Annotated in this window: 17 protein-coding genes and 1 other RNA gene; 10 read left to right on the top strand and 8 right to left on the bottom strand. The window is 35.3% G+C overall.

What is annotated here, in order from left to right; all coding sequences use genetic code 11:
- Positions 1–7: 7 nt before the first annotated feature.
- From GQ45_RS06785 to GQ45_RS06775, 3 genes are all read left to right on the top strand, one after another.
- Positions 8–787 (top strand): aldose 1-epimerase, encoded by a 780-nt coding sequence (locus tag GQ45_RS06785; protein ID WP_047416178.1) that lies wholly within the window; start codon positions 8–10, stop codon positions 785–787.
- Positions 788–930: 143 nt separating this feature from the next.
- A complete protein-coding gene (locus GQ45_RS06780; protein ID WP_047416177.1) occupies positions 931–2,658 on the top strand; it encodes a SulP family inorganic anion transporter in 1,728 nt (575 codons plus the stop codon).
- Positions 2,659–2,790: 132 nt separating this feature from the next.
- Positions 2,791–4,200 (top strand): rhodanese-like domain-containing protein, encoded by a 1,410-nt coding sequence (locus GQ45_RS06775; RefSeq protein WP_047416175.1) that lies wholly within the window; start codon positions 2,791–2,793, stop codon positions 4,198–4,200.
- A gap of 563 nt (positions 4,201–4,763) precedes the next feature.
- On the opposite strand, the gene GQ45_RS06765 is transcribed toward GQ45_RS06775, so the two are convergent.
- Positions 4,764–6,152, bottom strand: a complete 1,389-nt coding sequence (locus GQ45_RS06765; RefSeq protein ID WP_047416173.1) for an exonuclease domain-containing protein — start codon at positions 6,150–6,152, stop codon at positions 4,764–4,766.
- Between the two features lie 409 nt (positions 6,153–6,561).
- Here GQ45_RS06765 and GQ45_RS06760 point away from each other — a divergent pair, with 409 nt between their 5' ends.
- The 3 genes from GQ45_RS06760 (at position 6,562) to GQ45_RS06750 (ending at position 8,710) form a co-directional block, all read left to right on the top strand.
- Entirely contained in the window at positions 6,562–6,879 is a 318-nt protein-coding gene (locus tag GQ45_RS06760; RefSeq protein ID WP_047416171.1) for a hypothetical protein, read from the top strand.
- 79 nt (positions 6,880–6,958) lie between these two features.
- Entirely contained in the window at positions 6,959–8,251 is a 1,293-nt protein-coding gene (locus GQ45_RS06755; protein WP_052188146.1) for a phosphoribosylamine--glycine ligase, read from the top strand.
- Between the two features lie 3 nt (positions 8,252–8,254).
- Positions 8,255–8,710, top strand: a complete 456-nt coding sequence (locus tag GQ45_RS06750; protein ID WP_047416169.1) for a GNAT family N-acetyltransferase — start codon at positions 8,255–8,257, stop codon at positions 8,708–8,710.
- Positions 8,711–8,805: 95 nt separating this feature from the next.
- Here the strand turns inward: GQ45_RS06750 and GQ45_RS06745 are convergent, their stop codons facing one another.
- Positions 8,806–10,104, bottom strand: coding sequence for a dipeptidase (locus GQ45_RS06745; protein WP_047416167.1), 1,299 nt, complete (start codon positions 10,102–10,104; stop codon positions 8,806–8,808).
- 318 nt (positions 10,105–10,422) lie between these two features.
- Complete coding sequence (locus GQ45_RS17525; protein WP_052188145.1) at positions 10,423–11,286, bottom strand: BspA family leucine-rich repeat surface protein; 864 nt, start codon at positions 11,284–11,286, stop codon at positions 10,423–10,425.
- A 469-nt stretch (positions 11,287–11,755) separates the two neighbouring features.
- On the opposite strand from GQ45_RS17525, the gene GQ45_RS06735 reads away from it, so the two are divergent.
- On the top strand, positions 11,756–13,315 hold the full coding sequence (locus GQ45_RS06735; protein ID WP_047420138.1) for an amidohydrolase family protein: 1,560 nt from the start codon (positions 11,756–11,758) through the stop codon (positions 13,313–13,315).
- 134 nt (positions 13,316–13,449) lie between these two features.
- On the opposite strand, the gene GQ45_RS18360 is transcribed toward GQ45_RS06735, so the two are convergent.
- Together GQ45_RS18360 and ssrA are read right to left on the bottom strand one after the other, a co-directional pair.
- Positions 13,450–13,635 (bottom strand): DUF5694 domain-containing protein, encoded by a 186-nt coding sequence (locus GQ45_RS18360; protein ID WP_047416164.1) that lies wholly within the window; start codon positions 13,633–13,635, stop codon positions 13,450–13,452.
- A gap of 194 nt (positions 13,636–13,829) precedes the next feature.
- Positions 13,830–14,227, bottom strand: a transfer-messenger RNA (tmRNA) gene (gene ssrA, locus GQ45_RS17780).
- A 426-nt stretch (positions 14,228–14,653) separates the two neighbouring features.
- Between ssrA and GQ45_RS06725 the strand changes: the two genes are divergently transcribed.
- The gene (locus tag GQ45_RS06725) at positions 14,654–15,856 is read left to right on the top strand and encodes an NAD(P)-dependent oxidoreductase (protein WP_047416162.1); all 1,203 of its coding nucleotides are present in this window, start codon (positions 14,654–14,656) and stop codon (positions 15,854–15,856) included.
- Positions 15,857–16,050: 194 nt separating this feature from the next.
- Here GQ45_RS06725 and kdsA read toward each other — a convergent pair whose 3' ends face one another.
- Positions 16,051–16,869, bottom strand: a complete 819-nt coding sequence (kdsA, locus tag GQ45_RS06720) for a 3-deoxy-8-phosphooctulonate synthase (RefSeq protein WP_047416160.1) — start codon at positions 16,867–16,869, stop codon at positions 16,051–16,053.
- Between the two features lie 439 nt (positions 16,870–17,308).
- On the opposite strand from kdsA, the gene typA reads away from it, so the two are divergent.
- On the top strand, positions 17,309–19,108 hold the full coding sequence (gene typA / locus GQ45_RS06715; RefSeq protein WP_047416158.1) for a translational GTPase TypA: 1,800 nt from the start codon (positions 17,309–17,311) through the stop codon (positions 19,106–19,108).
- 108 nt (positions 19,109–19,216) lie between these two features.
- Positions 19,217–20,119, top strand: coding sequence for a hypothetical protein (locus GQ45_RS06710; RefSeq protein ID WP_047420136.1), 903 nt, complete (start codon positions 19,217–19,219; stop codon positions 20,117–20,119).
- Between the two features lie 55 nt (positions 20,120–20,174).
- On the opposite strand, the gene ppgK is transcribed toward GQ45_RS06710, so the two are convergent.
- Positions 20,175–20,918 carry a polyphosphate--glucose phosphotransferase gene (ppgK, locus tag GQ45_RS06705; protein WP_047416157.1) on the bottom strand — a complete coding sequence of 248 codons (744 nt, stop codon included), beginning with the start codon at positions 20,916–20,918 and terminating at the stop codon, positions 20,175–20,177.
- 207 nt (positions 20,919–21,125) lie between these two features.
- Complete coding sequence (locus GQ45_RS18355) at positions 21,126–21,941, bottom strand: NUDIX domain-containing protein (protein ID WP_369798274.1); 816 nt, start codon at positions 21,939–21,941, stop codon at positions 21,126–21,128.
- Positions 21,942–22,041 lie beyond the last annotated feature (100 nt).

Genomic DNA, 22,041 nt, shown 5'->3' with positions numbered 1-22,041 from the left:
TATTAAGATGACTAAATTATTTTTGAATACGATAAGCGTAAAAATCGACGCAGGCGAACTGGTAAGTTATCAAATGTATCAGTATGAGTTTATGCATCAAAAGGGGGATCCAGGTTGGCGAAATGCAGATACAGAAATGTTTCCTATTATTGGGCCAACCGCCGATGCCAATTTTAGTGTTCGTACTCCAAAAGGAGCCGCAATTCAAGATCAACACGGTTTGTTACGTGAATTAGAGTATCATTTAATCGAATCTTCAGATACTATGGCTATTTTTAAGAAAAGGTATACGGCCCATACAAAAATTAAAAATTCAAAATATCCGGACAAATCCAGCGAAGCAGTAGTGGCATGGCCTTATGATTTTGAGTTTTTGAAAAAATTTGAACTAAACGAAAACGGTTTAAAAATCAGCTTTAGTATTTCTGGAGAAAACGAGATGCCGTTTATGTTAGGGTATCACCCTGCATTTAATCTCGTTACTTCCAATCCTACGATAAAAACCAAAAACAATACCATTACACTCGAAGAAGTTTTAGCCGTTGGTAGCAGAGCATTTCAAGTAGAAAATTGCAATGAAATTGTGTTGAAGGATAAATATTCCTTACGCATCAAAACTAAGGGCTTTCATAACTTTATGCTGTGGACAGAAGTTCCGAATATGGTATGCATAGAGCCTATTACATTTTACCCATATGCTGTTGAACAAAATAATTTAGATAAAGGCTTTCGATTTATGGATACTAATTCAGAAGAATTTGAGGTATTTTTAACTATTGAAAGCTAATATATGGAATACATTCAGTCTAGTTTCTAGGCGCTAAAAGTAAAACAGTCTTGAATCTCTTTTTTTTAGCTATTGCAAGTGAATTTTTGAAAAACGTAACCTAGGTTACAAAGTTTTTATTCATTAAACGGTACATTTGACCGATGAAAAAATACATCCCCTTATTAGATTGGTTGCCTAACTACAAAAGGAGCAACCTGCTAAAAGATCTTATTGGAGGTTTTACGGTGGGTATTATTTTAGTACCACAAGGTATGGCTTATGCTATGATTGCTGGTCTACCTCCTGTTTATGGGTTGTATACGGCTTTAGTCCCTGTTTTTATGTACATGATATTGGGTACTTCAAAGCAAATCTCAGTTGGTCCCGTGGCGATGGATTCATTACTGGTAGCCGCTGGTTTGGGTGCGTTAGCCATTACAGGTATTGAAAATTATATTGCTATGGCTATCTTTTTAGCCTTTTTAGTAGGTAGTATTCAGTTGGTGTTGGGTGTTTTTAAAATGGGATTTTTAGTAAATTTCTTATCTAAACCTGTTATTAGTGGCTTTACTTCAGCCGCTGCGATAGTGATTATATTTAGTCAATTAAAGCATTTATTAGGTACATCCATTGAAGGAAGTGCTAAATTTCATCAACTGGTCATCAACGCTTTTCAAAACATCCCTAATACAAATATCTATGACTTTGGAATCGGATTCGCAGGTATCATAACTATTCTTTTGTTCAAGAAATGGAACCCAAAAATTCCGTCTATTTTAATCGTTGTGGTATGTAGTATTTTGGCCGTTTATTTCTTGAGATTAGAAAATTATGGGGTACATATCGTTGGATCTATACCAACAGGGCTTCCAAGTTTTAAGTTGCCAGAGTTTAATGTAGATAAGGCCTTAGACTTGTGGCCTATGGCAATCACCTTGGCTTTAGTAGGCTATTTAGAAGCGATTTCCATTGGTAAAGCCTTAGAAGAAAAGTCAGGAGAAGAGACCATCGAATCAAACCAAGAATTAGTGGCTTTAGGGCTTTCAAATATGGTAGGTTCTTTTTTTCAATCTTATGTAGGAACTGCGAGTTTTTCAAGGTCAGCCATAAACGGAACCGCTGGTTCTAAAACAAATTTATCAGCACTTTTTGGAATACTTCTGGTCCTAGGTACCTTGTTATTTTTAACGCCAATTTTTTACTATTTGCCCAATGCAGCTTTGGCGAGCATCATTATGGTTTCTGTTTTTGGATTGATAGATGTTGCTTATGCAAAACAATTATGGACCAAGCGTAAAGATGAATTTGTAATTCTTTTCATCACTTTTTTCATCACTTTGTTTGTTGGGATTCCTGAGGGTATTTTAATTGGTGTGCTAAGTTCATTACTACTCATGGTATACAGAACTTCAAACCCACATTTTGCAATTTTAGGAAATATAAAAGGGACAGATTATTATAAAAATGTAAATCGATATGCGAATGAAATTATCAATCGTGATGATTTGTTAATTGTGAGGTTTGATGCACAATTGTATTTTGGCAACAGCACTTTTTTTAAAAAACAACTCCTAAAAGAGGTAAAAAAGAAAGGATTACTACTAAAAGCGGTTATTTTAAATGCAGAGGCCATAAATTATATAGATTCTACTGGTGCTGAAACCTTGGCAAAAGTTATTAGAGAAATACATCAAAAAAACATTCAATTTTATATCGCAGGTGCTACCGGTCCTGCACGAGATATTATTTTTAATAGTGGTATTATTGGAGAATTACATAAAGAGTATTTATTCGTTCGAATTAAAGAGGCAGTAGCTTTTTATGATGACCCAACGACCATTATCGCTTTGAGAGATAAAATAGCCTTTCAAAATCAGTGTAAGGGCTAGTCAATGTGACCTAGGTTACTGACATTAAATGATAGTAAGGCTATTTTTGCTGATCAATAAAAGAATCTTAATTAGGTTGTTTTTGAGTCGTAAAGTAGTGCAATTTTTATAAAAATAAAAAGATTTATAGCTATGAAAATAGAACAAATATACACAGGATGTTTAGCACAAGGTGCTTATTATATTGAAAGTAAAGGCGAGGTGGCCATTATAGATCCCTTACGAGAAGTTCAGCCTTATATTAAAAGAGCAGCTGCGGATAAGGCAAAAATAAAATACATTTTTGAAACTCATTTCCATGCAGATTTTGTCAGTGGACATATTACCTTAGCCAAAGAAACAGGAGCGGACATTGTATATGGCCCTACCGCCAACCCGTCTTTTGAATGCATCATAGCTGAGGACGGCCAAGAATTTAAATTAGGGGCTATAAGCATTAAAGTCTTACATACACCTGGCCATACCATAGAAAGTTCAACCTATCTTTTAAGGGATGAAAATGGAAAAGACCATGCTATTTTTTCAGGGGACACCTTGTTTTTAGGTGATGTTGGTAGACCCGATTTAGCGCAAAAAGCTGCGAGTATGACCCAAGAAGAGTTGGCCGGTACTTTGTTTGATAGTTTAAGAAACAAAATTATGCCTCTAGCTGATGATGTTATTGTATACCCTGCGCATGGCGCTGGTTCTGCTTGTGGTAAAAATATGATGAAGGAAACGGTAGATACCTTAGGCAATCAAAAGAAAATGAATTATGCTTTACGCAAAGATATGACGCGAAGTGAATTTATAAAGGAAGTGACAGATGGCCTTTTACCTCCACCAAAATACTTTCCATTAAATGTAAAAATGAATAAGGAGGGATATGAAGATTTTAAGGATGTTCTCCAAAGAGGCGCTACAGCCTTATCACCTGATGCTTTCGAAACCGCAGCGAATGAAACCGGTGCCATTGTATTAGATGTTAGGCATCAAGACAACTTTGTTCAAGGACATATTCCGAGGTCAATTTTTATAGGCTTAAATGGTGATTTTGCTCCTTGGGTAGGCGCACTTATTGCCGATGTAGAACAACCCTTGTTATTAGTGACTCCAGAAGGAAAAGAAGAAGAAGCTATTACCCGATTATCGCGTGTTGGTTTTGATGGCACTATTGGGTTTTTAAAAGGTGGTTTTGAGGCATGGAAAAAAGCCTCAAAAGAATATGATACCATTACATCATTAACTGCCGAAGTGGTTGCCGAAACTATAAATGCTAATAGTACCGCTGTATTTGATGTTCGAAAGGAAACCGAATATACCTCAGAGCACTTATTAGGAGCCGAAAATACGCCATTAAGTAATTTGAACGATTATCTAACAGAATTTCCTGAGAAAGAAACTTTTTTTATTCATTGTGCAGGAGGGTATCGTTCGGTAATTGCAGCATCGATATTAAAAAGTCGAGGTATACATAATTTTATCGATATTGCCGGAGGTTTTGGCGCTTTAAAAGAAACCAAAGTAGCAGTGACAGCCTACGTTTGTCCTACAACGCTTTAAAAGTTCCATAGCTTTCAAAGGGAGAAATTCGAAATAACAGTCTCCCCTTGTATGTGCTGATTTTAAAAGAGTTATTGCAGCGATCAAGCTATGTTTTTTATTTTTCGTGCGAATTATTGAATTTCGTGTTTTTTTTAAAGATTGCACAGCCCTTTTTTAAGTTTTTTCGCTGTTGAGCTCCGTGGTACTTTAAGAAACTCAGCATAGCAAGTAGTACGCCAAAATTCACCAAGAAAAAAGATTTTTGCAGAAACTTATCAAACGCAATTAAAAAATACCTAATATGATTTTTATCATATTTTTTATAGTACAAGAGCTATAATTTAGCCCCATAATTTAATGCTTCAAGATGATGAATCAACTCGCTATATCTTTAGTAAACTGGAATAATGGAATAATAATGATAGGTATTTTTGCAGCCGTAGTCGTTGCCTTAATCCTTATCCTTATTTCCTTTATGAACAGTGAAAGAAAAAAATAACGCTATTTTAGTGTTTTAGCTAGCGCACAGTACTATAAAAATCAACGCTGTAGTAGTTTTTGAAGGTATCTTAAAATAGGGATTAGTGCGCTGAATGTAGCCTATTTTTTATTGCCATGATTTTTTCAGGAAATTTTGTACTGTAGTTGCTGATGATTTGTTGGGTTTCAAAGGTGTTTTTTTGAAAAGTGATAAAATTAACGACATCATCTAGCTTAGTTATAGTTTCAGTATTAGCGATAAAACAATAGCCTTGGTAGAGGTTGTCTTGTACTAAAATTAGGGCTATTTCTTCGGGAGTCCTTCCCTTTTCTTTTATGATAAAACTGTTAGATTTTTCTTTCATCATAGCTATAAAATCAGTCACCTTAGTATTATAATGCAGAATGTCTTCTGTTCCGCGGCAAATTCCATCACAACCTATGATGTCATAATGTGAGCATTGTGCGATATTTTCTTGAAGATGACAAAATTTAGGACAAAGTTTATAGGCTTTACAGACCTCTTGTAAAAATATGCGACAATTTGTTTTGCTGTACAAGGTGTAAAATGAATTAGGGGCTAGAGCTAAGGTGTTTGAGGCTAAGTGAAGAATGCCATTTCTGTCTTCATAACTAAAAATACCATAGGCCTGTATTTTTCTTTTTTGTGCTCGATTATGCACTGGGTAATGTTGTTTTATAGCGTCAGACTCTAGTAATAATGCTAGAACCTCACTCCCAGATAATTCAAAATCGATGGCTGCGGTTTCTTGACACATGATAACTTCTCGTGAAGACTTATCATAAAAGTGACTCAAAACACGTTTTTTTATATCGATGGCTTTACCTACATAGATGATTTTTCCATGGGCATTTTTAAAATAATAAACTCCAGGTTTTTTGGGTAGCTTTTCAAAATCTTCTTTGGGTAAGTTTGGTGGTAAAGTAGCTTCTTGAGATTTGGCATTTAAAAAAGTTTTAAAAACTTCAGGGGCATCAGCTGTTCGCAATAATTTTTCAAATAAAATAGTCGTTGCATGTGCATCTCCCCGTGCTCTATGCCTGTCTTTTAAGGGTATTTTTAGAGCAGTACATAATTTTCCTAAACTGTAAGAATTATATCCGGGGAGTAGCTTTCTTGAAAGTCTAACCGTGCATAGCTTTTTTCTTGAAAAATCAAGCCCTAGTGTTTTTAGTTCATTCTGAATAATACGATAATCAAAGTTTACATTGTGTGCAACAAAGATAGTACCTTCTGTGATGCTTAAAATGTTGTCTGCTATTTCCCAGAATTTAGGAGCATTTCGAACCAGGTCATTATCAATCCCCGTTAGTCCGGTAATAAAAAAAGGAATTTCACATTCTGGATTGACCAAGCTTGTAAATTCATCAACCACCGTATAACCATCATATTTAAAGATAGAAATTTCGGTTATTTTACTTTCTTTAACTCCGTTTCCGGTTGTTTCTATGTCAACTATCGTATACAAAAATGAATTTTTAGGTAAAGTTACTGGTTTTTTTAGAAACTTATTTTTCTAATTAATTCTGTACAACATATTGTTTTTTTTACGTCATTTGTGGGCTAAATAAATGTGTTCAAACCTACTTGGAGAGCACTTTGAGAATACTACTTAAATTTGGGTTTTTGACTATTTTGAAATCATTTTCAAAAACAATCTACGGGGTGGATTACCAAATAAATCAGCAGATTTCATTTCATCACGCTATAATACCCTTTATCTGTTTAGGTACAGCCTTGAGGGTTCCTAGGTATTTCACTAATATATTTTTACCGCGCTAAGTAATTTTTATTGTTTTGTTACTATGTTGTACGAGGTACAAGGGGTAATCTAGATGTTGAGAAATTCAATTTGTTCAATTTAAAACTTTAAAATCATGATAAAAACACTAAGTATTTCTATTTTATTTTTTTTAACTTCATTAGTTTCTTTCTCACAAGAAGAAATTACAGTAACCATTGTTTACGAAGGCCTGGAAGAAGGGGTGTATTATTTTTCTTCAGAAGAAGATTTCACCACCTATGCTTTTGCCACTATAGAAGAGGCTGCAAGCAAAAAATATGTGTTAGCAGACCGCAAGTTAATAGGGAAAATATTTAAAGTAACCTATACCGCAGAAGAACTTGTAGATGAAGATAATGAACCTTACCAAGTGTTAACACTAAAAGATATAACGCTAATTGAAAAAAAATAAGGTATACTTACAGGGTATTAATTTAGATAACCTAATGGTAAAGCCTTTTTATTTAAATTAAGTTTAAACAAAAATTACATTGAGTAAAGAAATTAATAATAGAAAATTCCTTTTTATATCCCGTTGGGGAGAATCCTTAGACATTGCTTTGGCCACTTTGCAAGAAGGTAATGAGGTTAAAATGTATATTGAAGACAAGGCATCGCGAGAAATAGGCTATGGCTTTATTAAAAAAGTACAAGATTGGAAAAAGCATATAGACTGGGCAGATGTGCTAATTTTCGATTATACGGGCCACGGTAAAATATGCGAAGAATTACGTGCAAAAGGTAAACTTGTTTTTGGAGGCACCAGCTATACAGACTCCTTAGAGCTAGATCGAAATTTTGGACAAGAAGAGTTAAAAAGACATAAGATTAATATTTTACCGTTTAAAGAGTTTGCAACCTTTAAAGAGGCTATAAAGTATGTTGAAGCTAACCCCAATGCTTATGTGATAAAACCATCTGGGGAAACACAAGAATTAAAACAACTACTTTTTGTGGGGAACGATGATTCTGGACAAGATGTAATACGTGTTCTAAAAGCCTATGAAAAGTCTTGGGGCGATGCTTTTGGTACCTTTCAGTTGCAACGAAAAGTAAAAGGTGTTGAAATTTCGGTTTCTGCTTTCTTTAATGGAACGCAGTTTTTAACCCCTATAAACATCACTTTCGAGCATAAAAAGCTATTTCCAAAAGAGCTGGGCGTTTCTACAGGCGAAATGGGCAGTAGTATGTTTTGGGTAAAAGATTCGCCTATTTTTGATAAAACTCTAAAAAAGTTTGAACCTATTTTGGCTAAAAATAAATTTTTTGGGCATATTGATATCAATTGCATTGTAAATGGTAATGGTATTTATCCCTTAGAATTTACGTCTCGTTTTGGTTTTCCACAGATTTTTATTCAAAGAGCCGGTATTACAGAGCCTTTTGGAGAGGTGTTGTATAAAGTGGCAGCGGGAAAGAGTTTTCAAATACAAGTAAAAAAAGGGTTTCAAGTGGGGGCTTTTGTAGTGGTACCTCCTTTTCCTTATGACGATAAAAAAACATTTGAATTATTTTCAAAAGATGCTGTAGTTGTTTTAAAGAAAGATTCGGTAGATGGAATTCATCCTATGCATTTAAAAAATGTAAATGGCCAATGGTTAATCACTGGGAATACAGGAATAGCATTGATGGTCTCAGGAACAGGTTTAACTATGAAGGATGCTCAAAAAATGATGTATAACCGCATTCAAACAGTTATTATCAATAACTGTTATTACCGAACGGATATTGGTGATCGATGGTATGTAGATTCTGATAAACTATGGTCTTGGGGCTTACTATAACGAATGGAATTGCTATTTAAACAACATATAAAAGATCCGCAGCTTTTCTTTAAGTTGCTACCCAAATCTTGGCAAAATGGAATCGTGCCTTATTGGCAAACCTACACGGGGAAGGCTGAAATTTATACGCTTGAAGAAAATGGAAGTATTGTCGCTGGTGGCGTTATTTTTAAAGGTCTTTCGGAAGATGTAAAAGACTTTCAGGATGAAGCTAAACACTGGTTCGATAGGGGCTATTTTTATATTGGTTATGTGTGGGTGGTGAAGTCAAAGAGAGGACAAAATTTAGGATCCCAATGGATAAAAGAATTATTAAAATACCATCCTCATACCAATTTCTGGTTAACGATTGAAGAGGAAAAATTAAAAACTTTTTATCTTAAAAATGGTTTTCGATTGATAAAAAAACTCCAAAAAGCGAATGCCATTGAATGGGTTCTCGTGTATGAAAACAAATAAACCTTTTTAATTTTAGGGAGTATATTCAAAAAGAAAGCGCTATTTTAAAAGGATCATAACTTTTAAAATAGCGCTTTTAGCATGACGCTAGTTCTTTATTTCTTTTGTGCCTTGGCAAAGGCCTGAACTTCATCTAACACACGTAATAAGTTGCCGCCCCAAAGTTGTGCTATTTCTTCTTCGGTATAGCCGCGCTCTACGAGTTCTAGTGTTACATTTAAGGTTTCAGAAGCATCGGACCAGCCTTCAATGCCACCACCACCATCAAAATCTGAACTAATCCCTACATGGTCTATACCAATAAGCTTCACGATATAATCTATGTGATCCACGAAATCTGCCACATCAACAGCTGGCGGAACATTGGGCTGCGTGGCAAGCATTTCTTCTCCTATTTTCAGTACTTTGGAGTAGTTTTCTCTAAAAGCAATTTGATCTTCCTCAGGTAGCGCTCTTAATTGTGAGCGTTCGTACCATTTTATTTCTAAGGAATCAGCAATATGTTGATGCATAGTTTTTAGATATGCCGCTCTGGCTTCATGTTTTTCGGTATTCAAATAAGAACTGAAGGCAACCGTTTGTACTACACCACCATTTTTTTTCATCCATAACAATTGCTCGTCATCTAAATTTCTGCTGTGATCACATAGGGCTCTAGCCGATGAGTGTGAGGCAATGATAGGTGTTTTTGATAAGCCAATCATTTGTTTTATAGCTTCTTTTGAAGGGTGGGATACATCAATCATAATACCAAGTCTGTTCATTTCGGCAACCGCTTTTTTGCCCAGTTCACTTAGCCCATTGTGTAACCAAATAGAATCCTTTTCACCGGTATTTGAATCTGAAAATTGGCTATGGCCATTATGTGCTAACGAAATATAACGAGCCCCTAAATCGTAATATTTTTCAAAATTTGCCAAATCTTCGCCCATAGGGTAGGCATTTTCTACACCAATCATGGCTACTTTTTTACCTTCAGCAACAAGCTTACGAACGTCATCGGAGTTCAGCGCAAGACCAATTTGATCAGGAGCAAATTCTTCACATAGCTGACGAATTGCTTTAAACTTTGCTAGTGCATTTTCAGCGCCTTTTGCGTAGCCTTCACTCGTTAAAGTGTCTTGACCGGTGTACACGATTAACCAGGCTACATCTAAACCACCTTCTTTCATTTTTGGAAGGTTTACTTGGTTGTCAAGTCGTTGTGTGTAATTAATACTATCGGTAAAGTTAGCAACATTAATATCATCGTGCGTGTCTATGGTAATTACTTTTTCATGAATACGTTGCGCTTTTTCAAGAGTGGTTTCTACCATTGATTTTTGATTTTCTTTACAGGAAAATAAGGACAAAACCATTAGTGCAATGGCAGTACAGTTTTTTAGATTTTTCATACGAATTATTTGAATTTAAACATACTCATTTTCTTTAGGATATAAAAAGAATAATTTAAAATAATCAACAATTTTGTCTACGCTAAACTAAAAAGCTAATCAACCCTTGGCTTAGGAGTTCTTTAAAGGGAGCCAAGAAAAAAACTTTATGATCTCCTAATGTGTTTTCCGAAGTGTAAAGGAAGCTCTCTATACTTTTGAGAAAGCTTGTTAAAAATTAGCAAAGTATTTCCTAAAAGTAATAGGTTCCAGATAATCGAAACATTTCTTTAAGGAAAAAGTATTTCAACCTAGGTCTTTATTGGGAGAATACCTTATTTATTCAGGACAAGTGCCCCATCTGGGAATAAAGTTTTCTGGAAGATTCGATGAGGTTGCAAAATTTATAGGTCTGTTGGCAATTAAAGGAACACACCACTTGCTTAAATCTTGATTAAAGGCAATAGCATTATTAAACATGCCTTCCATATTGACAACATTTGCTGTATTCCAATTACCAAGATCCTGATTAAAAGCATTGGTTTGGGCAAACATATAAGCCATATTGGTAACCTTGGCTGTATTCCAAAGTTTAAGATCTCCGTTATACACCGATGCATTAAAAAACATATAACTCATATTTATTACCCCGCTAGTGTCCCATGCAGTAATATCAGGCGTTATTGTTTGTTTGTCTCTAAACATACTGCTCAAATCTGTGACGTAGGTAGTTACTAGGGTAGAAAGGTCTTGACGTTGATCTACAACAATTTCTCTAAGAAGTTCATTATCCACTATGAGGTACTGATTACCATTTAAAATAGCCGTATCTCCTGGTTGCGCATTAGAATAAGCTCTGATCGTTAATCCATTTGAATCTAAAAAGATGAGTGAATCTTCTCCAGGAGGGGGGTCGACCGGACCTCCAGTATCATCGGGTATAGTCTCAAATACTGCAATGATACTTTTAGAACTATTCATGACTACTTCTGTTGGATTTTCCGTTAGCACCAAGTCTCCTTGCCAACCTACAAACGCCCAACCTTCTAAAGGTATGGCCGTGAGTTGAACCCTTGTTCCTTGGTTATAGCTAGGACCATTTGCAGCGTTAATGGCCTCTTCTGACACGGTTCCTTCACCCTGAACCATTATAGTAATGTTAAATGTCTGGTTTTCAGTCGGAATTTCTGAATCTGTCGGCATAGACTCATTTGAACTGCAAGACAGCAGAAAAGTAGTGATACACAGTATGAAGTAATGCTTTTTCATTTTGCAATGTTCTAATAATGAGCTTTTTTTTAAACAAATTTAAAGTAAATATGTCATAATTGAAAAATCTAAACTTCTTTATGGGTAAAATTTTAGTTTTGATTTATTTGGAGTTACAAGTGTATTAGGAGAACTTCGTGCAGGAATGTGGTTTTAATAGTGTAAGGTTTAATGAAGCATAAGTTTGTTTATCATGATTTTTATGACAATACTTTAGGGTGTCTACCTTAGGTGAGCATTTAAAATTATTTGTGATACCATTTAAAGAATTAATTTTTTCTTTGAAATGGCATAATGTCAAAGCTTTATGTTCATACACCAGATGGTATATCTTTAATAGTTTGGTTTTAAAATTAGTACCCTTTTATTTTTTATGCTTACATTACAAACACAAAATAATAAAATGAAACGACTTTATCTCTTTTGGATCGCCATTTTTGCGATTCATTTTACCATGCAATCTCAAGAAAATTATTTAGGTGAAGGTCCTTATGGTCAATTAATTATTAGAGGCGTTACCTTGATAAATGGCGATGGTTCACCACCACGCGGACCTGTTGATATTGTGGTTGAAAACAATAAAATTGTTGCCATTCAAGTAGTTGGTTATCCAGGAGTACCCATTGACGAAAAAGAACGTCCAAAATTAAAAAACGGAGGTAAAGAATTGGATGCCAATGGCATGTATTTATTGCCAGGATTTGTTGATATGCACGGACATATAGGAGGAAATGCGCAAGGTGCAAGTCCAGAATATGTATTCAAATTATGGATGGCTCATGGCGTCACGACGGTTAGACAGCCTAGTGGTATTAATGCCAAAGAATTGAAACAATTAAGTGCAAAAAATAAGATCATAGCCCCAAGAATTTTTGATTATGTTGGTTTTGGTTCAGGCGCAAAAAATGAAATTAATACCCCTGAACAAGCTCGAGAATGGGTAAGAGAGAATGCTAAGAATGGTGCAGACGGTATTAAATTTTTTGGTGCTGAACCAGAAATTATGAAAGCTGCTTTAGAAGAAAATAAAAAATTAGGTTTGGGCTCCGCCTGTCATCATGCGCAACTAAGTGTAGCTCGTTGGAATGTGTTGCATTCAGCAAGAGCGGGTTTAACCTCCATGGAGCATTGGTATGGTTTGCCGGAAGCTTTATTTGAGGACAAAACGGTGCAAAACTACCCCTTGGATTATAATTACCAAAATGAACAACATCGTTTTGAGGAAGCAGGAAAGCTTTGGGCACAAGCAGCAAAACCGTATTCAGAACATTGGAATAATGTGATGAATGAATTATTAGCTTTAGATTTTACCTTAGACCCTACCTTTAATATTTACGAAGCAAGTAGAGATTTACACAAAGCCAGAAGAGCAGAATGGCATGAGGAGTATACCTTGCCATCTTTGTGGAAATTTTATCAACCTAGCAAAATTTCACACGGATCTTATTGGCACAATTGGGGAACGGAACAAGAAGTGGCTTGGAAAAATAATTATCAATTATGGATGACTTTTATCAACGAATATAAAAATAGAGGGGGTAGAGTTACCACAGGCTCAGATTCTGGATTTATTTATCAGTTGTATGGTTTTGCGTATATACGAGAGCTAGAATTGTTGCGTGAAGCAGGTTTTCATCCATTAGAAATAATTCGATCAGCAACCTTAAATGGAGCAGAGGCCTTGGGTTGGCAAGATAAAATTGGTTCTGTTCAAATTGGAAAATTAGCAGATTTAGTAATTGTTGAAGAAAATCCATTACAAAATTTAAAAGTTTTATATGGTACTGGAGCCGTGCGATTAACAGATGATAATAAGGTTGTGAGAGTTGGGGGCGTAAAATACACAATTAAAGACGGTATTATTTACGATGCTAAAAAGCTACTTGCCGATGTTAAGAACATGGTAGCTGTTGAAAAAGAAAATACAAATTTCAAGTTAGTGCAACCTGGGATGAAGGAGTAATTTTATTTTTTTTAGTTAGGTCTCTTTAATAAAATGTAGCGTGCCAATAAACGCTTAGCTTTCGAAAAAGTTATAGTGGCTATGTTTTTATGGGTAGTTCTTTTCCGTAAAATTTGTGTGTTCAGCAGAATTTTCTAAAATATATTTAAACTGTTTCCAGTGAAAATGTCAAAAAAGGCGTTGTGCGTTGCCTCTATAATGATTAAAACGCTGTCCTGTTTTGTGAAAGGGATATTTAAAAAATTAGTGTACATTCTCAAATTTCTTTTGTACAAATCTGCTATGATAGCTGAGCCTTCAAAATTGTTTTGAGTATGCAAAGCTTTTTTGTTGCGTTTTGATACTCAAAAAGTGGCGTAGGAAGGCTTACCTTCGGATTTGCCCAAAGTTTACGTCCTGTGCATACAAATGAAGGTACTTTTTGGACAGGCGTATTAAAACAAAAAAAATCTGCCAAAGTGAAAATACCTGACAGATTTTTATGATTTCAATACGCAAACCAGTTGCGCTTTAATCGTGGAGCCGGAGAGAATCGAACTCTCGTCCAAACAAGCAATTACAAAGCTTTCTACATGTTTAGTTTTCATTTATTTTTCGATGCACAACCGACTGAAAACCGCCTATTGTACACTTAGCTTCTTAAATTTTTGTGATAGCATCAAAGCAATACTACCCTTGTGTTGACATTTCTGGTGCTCCTTAAAGAATCGCCGCCAACAAGGGCTATTCAGGAACATCTCGCTTCTCTACCTAGTAGAGACGAGGCTAAATCCTACTGTAATTCAGATTAAGCGGCAAGAGCGTAATTATTTTCGCCAATTAAAAGTGTGGAAAATGAGATTTACGAGCTGTAGCCCAGCGCTCGACATGCTTACATTGCCATTGGTCTCGCTGTCAAAACCAGTCGGCCCCATTGAATTAGACACGATGGTGTCAAGGTGAATATAGGAGTATTGTCGATTTTAAATCAACACACTTTTTAACTTCACTTTTTTATTCTTGTCAACGAACTTGAAAATGCCAAATGAATTGTTTATTTATCCAGCATAGCCAGCAAAGATACTTCAAAAAGTATTCCAAAAAAAGTTTTGCGTGCCATCTTGTCTTGTGTTATATTTACAACAATACACCTAACAATAGTTAAATTACTATTTTTTTTAACCCTGCTCATGTAAAAAGTTGGTGTTTAGCTTAAAGCTTTCAACCAGCAACACATTCAAAAGGAAAGAAAAAAAGTACCAAATAACTCATGAATCCCAAAGCAAAGAAAACAAGTTTCTCTGATTGGGAATTGCTCTTTTTTGATTTTTAATTATTTTTACTCAAAATACATCAACTATGAAATTTGGCATTATTAGAGAGCGTAAGAATCCACCAGATAAGCGCGTTGTTCTTTCTCCAGAAGCCTGTAAAGAATTGTTAAAAAATTTTCCTGATGCAGCTGTTATTGTCGAGCCATCACCCATAAGAACCTATCAAGATGCTGCTTATAAGGAACAAGATGTTACCGTTGCTTCGCGTATGGAAGATTGTGAGGTCTTGCTTGGTGTAAAGGAAGTCCCTATAGAAAATCTAATCCCTGATAAAAAATATTTTTTCTTTTCACACACCATAAAAAAGCAGTCGTACAACCGTAGCTTGTTACAAGCTGTTTTAGCTAAAAATATTGAACTTTACGATCATGAAGTAATTACGAATGAAAGTGGGCAGCGTTTGGTAGCATTTGGCCGGTATGCTGGTATCGTAGGCGCGTATAATGGTTTTAGAGCATACGGACTCAAGTTTGAAGCTTTTGAACTTCCTAAAGCTGAAAATTTAGCAAATCAAGAAGCTTTGATTGCGGAACTTCGAAAAATTAAGCTCCCAAATATTAAAATTTTATTGACGGGCAGGGGTAGAGTGGGTAATGGTGCAAAAGAAATGTTAGACGCTATGCACCTGAAAAAAGTTTCGGTTAAGGAATATCTGGAAAAACAATTTTTAGAACCTGTATATTGTCAGATTGATGCTTCAGAATATAATAAGCGTAGCGATGGTGTTCGAGGTAATAAGCAAGATTTTTTTGCCCATCCAGAACAATATGAATCTAACTTTTTTAGGTTTACTAAAGTAACAGATTTTTATATTGCAGGGCATTTTTACGGTCAAGGAGCTCCTTATTTGTATACAAGAGAAGATGTAAAACACCCTGATTTTAAAATAAAGGTGGTCGCCGACGTAAGTTGTGACATCGATGGGCCAGTAGCAACAACTATTAAACCTTCTACTATTGCTGATCCAATTTATGGTTATGACCCAAAAACTGAAACAGTAACAGACTTTAAACACCCTGAGGCTATTGCTGTTATGGCTGTAGATAATTTACCTTGTGAATTGCCTCGTGATGCCAGTGAAGGTTTTGGAGACGCTTTTTTAAAGCATGTAATTCCTGCTTTTTTTAATGGAGATAAAAATGGGGTTTTAGAACGTGCTAGAATGACAAAAAATGGAAAACTCACACCACGTTATGCGTATTTACAAGAGTATGTAGATGGGAATTAAAAATAGTATTTTCAACTTTTTGAATGGGTATAACTGAGATATGGTGGCTAAATCATTAAGATAAAAGAAACTCTTTTTTAATGTGTTTTCATGGTGTTGTCACAAATAGCTATAAAAAGTTATTGAATTTTTGCCCCATAATAATGCCGTGCGTGTATTGACTTTTAGATTAGTCCTGCATAGCTTATAACGACTTACAGGCTATTCACCGTTTTTCGGATAGCGACCAAGTTGCTTAGTAATTTCTCTAAATGATCTAAATGCAACATATTGGCACCGTCGCTTTTAGCTATGGAGGGATCAAAATGTGTTTCCATAAAAATACCATCTGCACCGGTAACAATACCCGCTCTTGCAATGGTTTCAATCATATCAGGCCTCCCGCCTGTAACACCGCTGGTTTGGTTGGGTTGTTGTAAAGAATGCGTAACATCTAAAACTACAGGCGCATAAGCTTTCATGGTAGGGATGCCTCTAAAATCAACAATCATATCTTTATAGCCAAACATAGTACCGCGGTCGGTAATCGTTACTTGTTCGTTTCCAGAATCGGTAACTTTAGTAACGGCGTGTTGCATACTTTCAGGACTCATAAATTGTCCTTTTTTGAGGTTTACGACCTTTCCTGTTTTTGCTGCAGCCACCACCAAATCTGTTTGGCGCACTAAAAAAGCCGGAATCTGAAGAACATCGACGTATTCAGCAGCCATCAGGGCATCACTAGTTTCATGAATATCGGTAACCGTAGGTACTTTAAAAGTCTCTGATACTTTTCGCAATATTTTCAGCGCTTTTTCATCACCTATGCCAGAAAATGAATCCACACGAGAGCGATTTGCCTTTTTAAAACTACCTTTAAAGATATAGGGAATCTCTAATTTATCGGTAATGGTCATAATGCGTTCTGCAATTCTCATGGCCATTTCTTCACCTTCTATAGCACATGGGCCACATAAAAGAAAAAAATTATTACGATTCGTATATTTTAGTTGAGGAATTTTATCGAGCTTCATTTGAAATAAATTTTGAGTAGCAAAGATACTATTTTTGGACTGGTATTTAAAGGAATAGAAAAATCTAAACCATCTAATAATATATAAAATTAAGTAGTAGTGCAGCTCTAACTTTCGGTCTTATGATCCTTTGCTCAGAAAATAAAAAAGGTAGCGAGGCGGCAAGTTCGCAAAAAACCTTTGGCCGCCAACGGTAGTTTATCCAGCAGGGTTTTAGATTAGACTACAAGCAAGACTAAATTTTTTTAAAGAGGATTTTAATATTTGTTATGGTATTATTTGAAGTGCTAAATTAGCTTGGGTTTTAGCTTTTAAAATTAAAAAGTAAACTACCTCTAAATCAGCATACTAAAAAAATCATAACTTTAGTTTCCACTTCGAAAAATAGCAGTACCTTTGCGCGGAATTTTCGCAAAGAGAATTCCTTTAATAAAGTATTATGTCAGCAACAAAAAACATTGCGATTATTGCCCACGTAGATCACGGTAAAACTACCTTGGTCGATAAAATTATGTATCACTGTCAGTTGTTCAGAGAGAACCAAAATACAGGTGATTTAATATTAGATAATAACGATCTAGAGCGTGAACGAGGTATTACCATTACTTCAAAAAACGTTTCAGTAGTGTATAAAGGTACTAAAATCAACATCATTGATACTCCTGGTCACGCCGATTTTGGTGGTGAAGTGGAGCGTGTTCTAAACATGGCAGATGGTGTTCTTTTGCTAGTAGATGCTTTTGAAGGACCTATGCCGCAAACGCGTTTTGTTTTGCAAAAGGCTATTGATTTAGGTTTAAAGCCTTGTGTTGTGATTAATAAAGTGGATAAAGAAAACTGTACTCCTGAAGAAGTTCATGAAAAAGTTTTTGATCTGATGTTTGAGCTTGGTGCTGAAGAATGGCAGTTAGATTTCCCTACCGTTTATGGTTCTGCCAAAAATAACTGGATGAGCGATGATTGGAAAAATCAGACCGAAAATATTGAGCCATTATTGGATATGGTGATAGAACATATTCCTACTTTCGAAGCTAAAGAGGGGAATACACAAATGTTGATCACTTCTTTAGATTTCTCTTCTTTTACCGGACGTATTGCCATTGGTAGATTGTTAAGAGGTAGTTTAAAAGAAAATCAACAAGTTTCTTTGGTAAAAAGAGACGGTAAAATTGTAAAAACAAAAATAAAAGAATTATATACTTTTGAGGGTCTTGGGCGTCTTAAAGTTCAAGAAGTAAAAACAGGTGATATCTGTGCTATTGTAGGTTTAGAAGGATTTGAAATTGGCGATACTGTTGCTGATATTGAAAATCCTGAAGCTTTAAAAACAATAGCTATCGATGAACCAACCATGAGTATGTTGTTTACGATTAATGATAGTCCGTTTTTTGGTAAAGATGGAAAATTTGTAACCTCTCGTCATATTAAAGATCGTTTAGAGCGTGAGTTGGAAAAAAATCTAGCGCTTCGTTTGAATGAAACAAACAGTGCAGATAAATTTTTAGTATTCGGTAGAGGTGTATTGCATTTATCGGTTTTAATTGAGACCATGCGTCGCGAAGGTTACGAAATGCAAATTGGCCAACCACAAGTAATTATCAAAGAGATTGATGGTGTAAAATGTGAGCCAATTGAACAATTGACGATAGATTTACCTGAAGAAGTTTCGGGTAGAGCTGTAGAGATGGTATCTATAAGAAAAGGAGAAATGACCAGTATGGAGGCGAAGGGCAACCGAATGATCTGTGAATTTTTAATTCCGTCAAGAGGTATTATTGGTTTGAGAAATCAGTTGTTAACAGCTACGGCTGGTGAAGCTATCATGTCGCACCGATTTTTAGAATACCAGCCTATGAAAGGTGATATTCCACAGCGTCAAAATGGCTCGTTGGTGTCTATGGAATTAGGAAAATCTATTCCTTATTCTATTGATAAATTACAAGATAGAGGTAAGTTTTTCGTAGATCCAGGAGAAGATATTTACGAAGGTCAAGTGATCGGCGAAAATTCTAGAGGCGATGATATGACGATCAACATTACTAAAACTAAAAAACTATCAAACGTGCGTTCTTCAGGAGCAGATGATAAGGCTAAAATTGTTCCGGCAATAAAGTTTTCATTAGAAGAAGCATTGGAGTATATTCAAAAAGATGAATATGTTGAGGTAACGCCGAAGTTTATTCGTTTAAGAAAAATTCATTTAACTGAAAATGAACGTAAGCGTAATAAAATCGCTTAATTTTCAAACAAAGATTACCAATAAAAAAACCCAAGAGAATTCTCTTGGGTTTTTTTGTAATGTAGTACAATGGCAAACGACTACAAACCAACCATTAAAACGAATGAAATGAAACTGATACTTAATTTTGCAATACTTGTTTTTTTTCTTTTTGTAGTTTCTTGTAAGGAAGCGCCTAAAGATTTAGAAACTGAAAATTCGCAAGAACTATTAGCTGCAAGCTATGCGATACCTCAAAAATGGATAGAAAATAGAGTAGCCATTGCAAAAGAAAATTTAAATGTAACCGAGGCAGGAAAAATAGTATGGAAGTCTATGGAGGCGCATGGTGGACTAGATACTTGGTATGCCAATGGATATGTATCATTTAGATTTGATTATCAACCTTTAGACGGTTCTACACGAAGAAATACCTATCAAGTTATAGACACTTGGAATAACAAAGCCAAGCACACCGCCTATGCTGATACCACCTCAAGTTTTGGTTGGGATGGCAAGGAAGCTTGGGTAAAGGCTAAAGATAGTACAACCTTTCAATATGATACTAAATTTTGGGCCCTAACACCACTATATTTAGCAGCTTACCCCTTTGTTTTGGATGGAGAAGGTGTTCAATTAGAACTTCTAAAACAGAAAGTGTACAAAGGTAAATTACAAGATGTGGTAAAAATTACTTTTGATGCCAATGTTGGTGATGCACCAGATGATTATTACGTACTTTATTTTGATGTAGAAACACATATCATAAGTGCCATACGCTATATTGTTTCTTATCCTGAGTATTTCCCAAATGGTGGTCATTCGCCAGAAAAGATTATGGAAGTTACAGGCCAAACAGTAACGAATAGTATACTACTACCCAATGGTTTAAAAACATATATGTTGACAGAAAACGAAGAAATGGGTGAATATGTTACCAAAATTGAGATCAGTGATGTGGCCTTTGTTCCTCAAGTGCCTGATCAATTTTTTTCAAAACCTGCGGATGCAAAACTAGCTTCAGAAAAATAAAAAATTAAAAAGCCTCCAATGAAATTCATTCGAGGCTTTTTTGATAAAAATACGATTAGGGTTTCTTTTTTAGCGCTGCTATGGCGGCACCAATAATCCCTGCATAATTTTCTAATTCAGCAGCGACTACAGGAGTTTGTATTTTAACGTGATCTTTAAATTGATCAAAATCTTTTGAAGTACCTCCGCCAAGTATGATCAAATCAGGGGATATAATCAAATCCACATGCTCTAAAAATTTATTAAAGCGCTTTCCCCACTTCTTATAACTTAGTTTTTCTTGCTCCTTAATAGAGGCAGCGGCATATAATTCAAATTTTTTATGCTCGCGATATGGAATTTGTCCTAATTCAAAATTCGGAAGTAACTCACCATTCCAAAAGGCACCACTACCTAAACCAGTCCCTATCGTAATAATAAGAACTAAACCTTTCTTTCCTTTTCCGATACCATAATTCATTACGGCATACCCTGCAGCGTCAGCATCATTGATCACCGTAACTGGCATACCCGTATAATCACTAAAAAGCTCTTCTGCGTTAAGGCCTAGCCATTTTTTGCTTAAATTTCCATGGGCTTTGCAGGTGCCATTTTTAATAATCGTAGGAAAACCACAACCAATGGGACCCTTATAATCAAAATGTTTCACGATTTGCGCAAACACTTCAGCCATTTCTTCTGGTTTTCTTGATTTTGGCGTGGGAATTCGAAAACGTTCGGTTACTAATTCACCTGTTGTAGTATCTACTAATGCCCCTTTCATCCCAGATCCACCTACATCAATCCCTAATAATATCATACGTTTTAGACTAAATTTTTAACAAAAGTAGGGAATAATTAAAAATTATGCGTAAAAAATGCGAAGTTCAAAATACAGGAGATTCAAAAGACAGTCGCTAAAAAGAGAATGGTCTTTAAGTTTAAATTTATTTATCTGAATTACGTTTAGCTTGAAACAATTCGTTGAGAAATCAGCATCGATAAGCCTTCAAAAAAATATAATAGACTAGCGCAATAAACCTAAATCAAACAAAAAATCAAATATCAAGGTATCTACCTCAGAAATTAAATGTTTGTCTTTATAGGCTAACCAAACAAGTTCTTCAACTTCATTGTCAGCCTTTAATTGGCCTGAGTAAGCTGCCGAATAACAGGTCATCCTTACAAATACTCCCGGTTTATGCGCGTCTGCTTGTGCTTCAAAAATACCAATAAATTTTAGTGTATCGCTTATCAGGTCTACTTGTAGTTCTTCTTTGATTTCTCGAAAAAGGGTCTCTTGGTCTGTTTCTTGGTGTTCTCGTTTACCTCCTGGAATATAAAACTTGGTTTTACCTTTATTTTTTGTACTTAAAATTTTAAAATCTTCAATATAAATCCATGCAACTTTATCAATGATTTGGGTTGAAGGTTCTATGTAATAATCGATAGAATTTAAAGAGTGATTAGGGTCTATTTTATCAAGAATAGCATCTATGAAGCTTCCGAATTTGGTTAATGTATTTAACTGTTTGTTCCTTCCTAAAGCACTAGAAATAGTTTCGTCTCTATTTCCAAATTTATAGCCGTTTGGACGAATCCATAAAACATTTAAAAGATGCTGCATGATCACATTTCCTAATTGATCAATCGAAATGGCCATGTTTAAACTGAATTCTCCAATTCCCCTAAACCCTTTCGTAAAAACACTGTGCAATACACCATATATAAAACCAATTGGTGTTGTTATCGCTACCAATACAATAGAAATCAAAAACAACAAAATCCCAATAATTGGATTCGCTTTTTTATCGGGTTTGTAGGCTTGTTTTTTTAGAATCAAACTGGTTGTATTAAAAGGTAAGTTTTTTTAAAAATGAAAAATGAAAAAGCAAAAAGATTTTAACCCAAAACCCAAAATATAGCACCCAACGCCCAACATC

Source organism: Cellulophaga sp. Hel_I_12 (assembly GCF_000799565.1).
GTDB lineage: Bacteria > Bacteroidota > Bacteroidia > Flavobacteriales > Flavobacteriaceae > Cellulophaga.
Note: the sequence above shows the minus strand (reverse complement) of the source record. Positions and strands in the feature narration are given on the sequence as shown.

What these genes read in the sequence shown, in the direction of transcription:
- ppgK (WP_047416157.1), bottom strand. Translation starts at nt 20,918, where the DNA reads ATGATATTATTAGGGATTGATGTAGGTGGATCTGGGATGAAAGGGGCA.
- typA (WP_047416158.1), top strand. Translation starts at nt 17,309, where the DNA reads ATGTCAGCAACAAAAAACATTGCGATTATTGCCCACGTAGATCACGGT.
- GQ45_RS17525 (WP_052188145.1), bottom strand. Translation starts at nt 11,286, where the DNA reads ATGCCGACAGATTCAGAAATTCCGACTGAAAACCAGACATTTAACATT.
- GQ45_RS06725 (WP_047416162.1), top strand. Translation starts at nt 14,654, where the DNA reads ATGAAATTTGGCATTATTAGAGAGCGTAAGAATCCACCAGATAAGCGC.
- kdsA (WP_047416160.1), bottom strand. Translation starts at nt 16,869, where the DNA reads ATGAAGCTCGATAAAATTCCTCAACTAAAATATACGAATCGTAATAAT.
- GQ45_RS06760 (WP_047416171.1), top strand. Translation starts at nt 6,562, where the DNA reads ATGATAAAAACACTAAGTATTTCTATTTTATTTTTTTTAACTTCATTA.
- GQ45_RS06750 (WP_047416169.1), top strand. Translation starts at nt 8,255, where the DNA reads ATGGAATTGCTATTTAAACAACATATAAAAGATCCGCAGCTTTTCTTT.
- GQ45_RS06785 (WP_047416178.1), top strand. Translation starts at nt 8, where the DNA reads ATGACTAAATTATTTTTGAATACGATAAGCGTAAAAATCGACGCAGGC.
- GQ45_RS06710 (WP_047420136.1), top strand. Translation starts at nt 19,217, where the DNA reads ATGAAACTGATACTTAATTTTGCAATACTTGTTTTTTTTCTTTTTGTA.
- GQ45_RS06745 (WP_047416167.1), bottom strand. Translation starts at nt 10,104, where the DNA reads ATGAAAAATCTAAAAAACTGTACTGCCATTGCACTAATGGTTTTGTCC.
- GQ45_RS06775 (WP_047416175.1), top strand. Translation starts at nt 2,791, where the DNA reads ATGAAAATAGAACAAATATACACAGGATGTTTAGCACAAGGTGCTTAT.
- GQ45_RS06735 (WP_047420138.1), top strand. Translation starts at nt 11,756, where the DNA reads ATGAAACGACTTTATCTCTTTTGGATCGCCATTTTTGCGATTCATTTT.
- GQ45_RS06780 (WP_047416177.1), top strand. Translation starts at nt 931, where the DNA reads ATGAAAAAATACATCCCCTTATTAGATTGGTTGCCTAACTACAAAAGG.